Origin of the sequence: Siphonobacter sp. (assembly GCF_048595215.1) — a bacterium.
GTDB lineage: Bacteria > Bacteroidota > Bacteroidia > Cytophagales > Spirosomataceae > Siphonobacter.
This window is the reverse complement of record NZ_JBMDWJ010000222.1, coordinates 1-3791: the sequence shown is the minus strand read 5'-3', so window position 1 is coordinate 3791 and position 3791 is coordinate 1. Positions and strand designations below refer to the sequence as shown.

Below are 3791 nucleotides of genomic sequence, written 5' to 3'. Positions count from 1 at the left end.
AATTTATACTATAATGCCATCCAAAACCATTCTTAACTAACAAGTCCAAGTGATCTAACCCTTGGACTCGTCGTGAACATGCTCTTAGAACCGTACGGTTTTGCGTACCATCCGGGCGATGGACTCTTCGTCATTAAGCGTAGTAACGTCTGCTAGCGGTACCCAGCGAATGTCTTTCGACTCCTGATTGATGACGATCGGCTGCGTCGCATCGGCTTCAAACAGAAAGCGGACGTCATAATGCAAATGCTCCGGTTCCTGGCCGCGGGCTGGAATGGTGTGAATATCTACATCAAAAATGGCCTCGCTTACAGGGTTTACGGTAACTCCCGTTTCTTCCCAGGCTTCCCGCTGAGCCACTTCCTGTACGTCCGGATTCCCATCGCAGTGCCCACCGGGCTGAAACCAGCGATTGAGTTTGCGATGATGCATCAGTAAGACCTGGGTGCGGGTTTCATCCAAGACCCAGGCCGATCCCGTCACGTGACCTACGAGTAAGGTTCGCTCGAAACAATCTTCGTATTGTTGGACGAAAGCGGTCAATTCCGTTTTCATCCCTTGTTCTTCCGCCGTGTCGGCTTCGTAACCATTTAGTAACTGTAGTAATCTTTGTCGATTCATAAGCGGGGGTGAATCTTGGAAACCCCGGGCAAATATGCCTACTTTGTTAGCGATAATCCATTGTTTTTTGCATTACACACATGAAATCATCTCTTTTTGCAGCCTTATCTCTGGGCTTACTCATTGGCTTTCAGAGCCATGCCCAGCGTACGCCTTCGCCTAGTCCGGCCGCTAGCGTTACTCAAACGGTTGGTATAACTGACTTCCAGGTAAACTATTCACGACCAGGTCTGAAAGGCCGTGCTGCCTTCGGTGCCGCCGCTGATGCCCAAACGGTTCGTCCCTATGGACAAGTCTGGCGTACGGGAGCCAATGCCGCTACCACGGTTAAGCTGAGTACGGACGCTAGTTTTGAAGGACAAAACTTACCCGCGGGTACTTATTCCCTGTTTAGTATCCCAGCAGCATCGGGTAACTGGACAGTTATTTTCAACAAAGACGTGAACGCTACTGAACAAAGCTACAAACCCGAAGATGACGCTTTACGCGTGAATGTAGCTCCGCAAAATCACGGGAAACTGGAATCGTTTACGATCTGGTTTTCGGATCTGACGGACAGTACGGCTCACTTCAACTTTGGCTGGGATCAAACGATGGTCGCTACGAAAGTAGCCGTGAAGACATCGGCTCTGGTAGAAGCGGGTGTAGCGAAATCGCTGGCTGAAAAACCGGAAGATCCAGCCGTAAATCAACGGGCAGCTAATTATTACCTGAGTCAGGGCAAAGATTTACAGAAAGGCCTGACGCTCATCGATAAAGCATTGGCAGCAGGTGAAAACTACCAGAAGCTCTGGACGAAGGCTCAATTGCTCATGAAGCTTTCTAACTTCAAGGAGGCCCTGCCTGTAGCTCAGAAAGCTCTGGCTCTGGGCAATGCCAACCCGGATAATGCCTTCAACGTATTCTTTAAAGGCCAGATCGAAAATGGTTTGAAAGACATTCAGTCGAAACTACCCTCGGTAGATGAGCTGAAGAAGAAAGTCTCTGGAAAGAAGAAAAAAGCCTAATCGCTACGTTTAGTTGTTAGTTACTCGTTATTACCCAACAAAAGATCCCGGATGGAGATATCCGGGATCTTTTGTTTATAGAGAAGTAGTACGCTCGGTTTCTATTGATTCGCTTCAGACCATTCATTGAAAACAGAAAACCCTAAACTGAAAACTCCAAACGCACTAAGGTTGTGCGTTTTTCAGAGAGTCCTTCGCCGCTTTGGCTGCTTTCTTCTCTTCCCGACGGAAGTAACCCCGCAGTAGGAAATTGTGCTTGAGAGCTTCCATATTCTGGTCGAGCTTCTGACTACTACTTTCCAGGTTTTTCAGAAGCGATTTTACGTCATTTGACGTGTTTTTATCGTTCAGCAACAATCCAAGGGTGTTATCCGTGCTTTTCAACTGGTTACTGGCGGATACCACATTGTTGGTCGCTACTGATGCCCGATCGGCAATTTCTTTGGCGGACGAAGTTGCCTGCTGCAATTGCCGCACGGACGTTTTGATGTTGGCGTACACGCTCGTATCCGTTACCAGTTCATGGGCCAAACTGCCTTTCGTATTAAGTTTCGCAGCGTAGTTGGAAAGGGAACCCGACATACGGTTTGCATTAGCCGAAGCTCGCTCTAGGTTATTAATCGTTGAACGGAACTGTTCAGCCAGCAGTGAATCGGTTAATACAGCTCCGACGGTACCTTTGCCACGGGCAATTTTTGACACCAATCCTTTAAAGTCGGTCGTGATTTTAAGCAGGTTTTTGTTGTTTTCCTGCAGGGTTTCCATGATCTGATCGGTACCCAGTACGGTTTTCGCCTGGATAATATCGCCGTCGTCTACCATAGCCAGCTGCGGAGAGCCGCCTTCAATCACTACAATTTTATTACCAATGAAGCCCTCGGAGCTGATGGCCGCCCGGGCATCCTTGTGAATGTACTGCTGGGCTTCTTTTTCAATATTCATCGTCACCTCTACCTGCGATTTCCCGTAGAAGTGTACCTGCTTGACCGTCCCGACTTTCACGCCGGAAAACCAGACATTGTTACCCGTTTTCAAGCCTCCAACGTCATCAAAAACGGCGGATACTTCAATACTTTTAATGAAGCGTTTTTGCTGTCCGCCCAGAAACAGTACACCTACCACAAATATGACGACGCCCAGGAATACAAAAATTCCTACCTGAACCGATCGTTTGTTTTCTCCTGTGCTCATTAGTCAATAAAATTATATTCATAAAACTGTTTCACCCGTTCTTCATCCGAGACAAATACTTCTTCAAACGTACCCTGACGCTGGAATTGGCCATCTAGTAACATGGCAATACGGTCACCCGTGGTTTTCGCACAGGTCAAATCATGGGTAATGATAATGGAAGTCGTATTGTGCTGAGCCTGAACCTGGTTAATCAAATTATTAATTTCCGCGGAAGTAATCGGGTCCAGACCCGCCGTGGGTTCATCGTACAGCATGATTTCAGGTTTCAAAATCAGGGTACGAGCGATACCAATCCGTTTCCGCTGACCACCCGAAAGCTGGGAAGGCATCTGATGAATCGTTTGCGACAGGCCTACGTCTTCCAGAGCTTCTTCGATGGCCGCATTGATTTCCTTTCTACTCAGGTTACGTACGTTGCGAATCAGAGGAAATTCCAGATTCTCATAGACGGTCATACTATCGTAGAGAGCACTGTTCTGAAACGAGAAACCAATCTTCAAGCGTAGTGCGTCCAGTTCCTTGGAATTGAGCGTCCCTACTTCTTCGCCCAGTACTTTCACCGACCCTTCGTCGGCTTTCAGTAACCCGGAAATGATTTTAATCAAAACGGACTTACCCGTACCGGACCGACCCAGTACTACTAAGTTCTCACCCTTGTATATGTCGAGATCAACCCCTCGCAGTACCGTCAGGCTACCGAAAGACTTCTTCAGTCCGCGAATGTCGATGACTTTATTACTCGTATCTATTTTTGCCTGTTTCTTCATAAGATCATCCGGGGAGTAGTGCCATGACAATTTGCAGCGAAAGCAGCTCTTCAATGAAAATCAGAAACATGGAAAGTACTACCGACGTATTGGCCGCCTTTCCAACCCCTTCCGTTCCTTTGGAAGAATGGTAGCCTTTATAACAGCCTACCGTTCCAATCGTGAATCCAAAAACGAACGATTTGGTAATCGAGGCAAAAAC

The 3791-nt window shown here is 47.5% G+C and carries 5 protein-coding genes; 1 reads left to right on the top strand and 4 read right to left on the bottom strand.

Annotation, left to right across the window (positions count from 1 at the left end; all coding sequences use genetic code 11):
• Positions 1–84: 84 nt before the first annotated feature.
• Positions 85–621 (bottom strand): NUDIX hydrolase, encoded by a 537-nt coding sequence (locus ACOJTG_RS13925; RefSeq protein WP_420154377.1) that lies wholly within the window; start codon positions 619–621, stop codon positions 85–87.
• A gap of 80 nt (positions 622–701) precedes the next feature.
• Here ACOJTG_RS13925 and ACOJTG_RS13920 point away from each other — a divergent pair, with 80 nt between their 5' ends.
• Entirely contained in the window at positions 702–1628 is a 927-nt protein-coding gene (locus ACOJTG_RS13920; RefSeq protein WP_420154376.1) for a DUF2911 domain-containing protein, read from the top strand.
• A gap of 165 nt (positions 1629–1793) precedes the next feature.
• On the opposite strand, the gene ACOJTG_RS13915 is transcribed toward ACOJTG_RS13920, so the two are convergent.
• The 3 genes from ACOJTG_RS13915 to ACOJTG_RS13905 form a co-directional block, all read right to left on the bottom strand.
• A complete protein-coding gene (locus ACOJTG_RS13915; RefSeq protein WP_094814004.1) occupies positions 1794–2819 on the bottom strand; it encodes an MlaD family protein in 1026 nt (341 codons plus the stop codon).
• Positions 2819–3589 (bottom strand): ABC transporter ATP-binding protein, encoded by a 771-nt coding sequence (locus ACOJTG_RS13910; protein ID WP_420154375.1) that lies wholly within the window; start codon positions 3587–3589, stop codon positions 2819–2821. Before ACOJTG_RS13910 ends, ACOJTG_RS13915 begins: the two co-directional genes overlap by 1 nt.
• A gap of 4 nt (positions 3590–3593) precedes the next feature.
• On the bottom strand, positions 3594–3791 hold a 198-nt coding region (locus tag ACOJTG_RS13905), incomplete at its 5' end, for an ABC transporter permease (protein ID WP_420154374.1).

Excerpts from the sequence above, each read along its gene's own strand:
- ACOJTG_RS13910 (WP_420154375.1), bottom strand. The coding sequence starts at position 3,589 with ATGAAGAAACAGGCAAAAATAGATACGAGTAATAAAGTCATCGACATT.
- ACOJTG_RS13925 (WP_420154377.1), bottom strand. The coding sequence starts at position 621 with ATGAATCGACAAAGATTACTACAGTTACTAAATGGTTACGAAGCCGAC.
- ACOJTG_RS13915 (WP_094814004.1), bottom strand. The coding sequence starts at position 2,819 with ATGAGCACAGGAGAAAACAAACGATCGGTTCAGGTAGGAATTTTTGTA.
- ACOJTG_RS13920 (WP_420154376.1), top strand. The coding sequence starts at position 702 with ATGAAATCATCTCTTTTTGCAGCCTTATCTCTGGGCTTACTCATTGGC.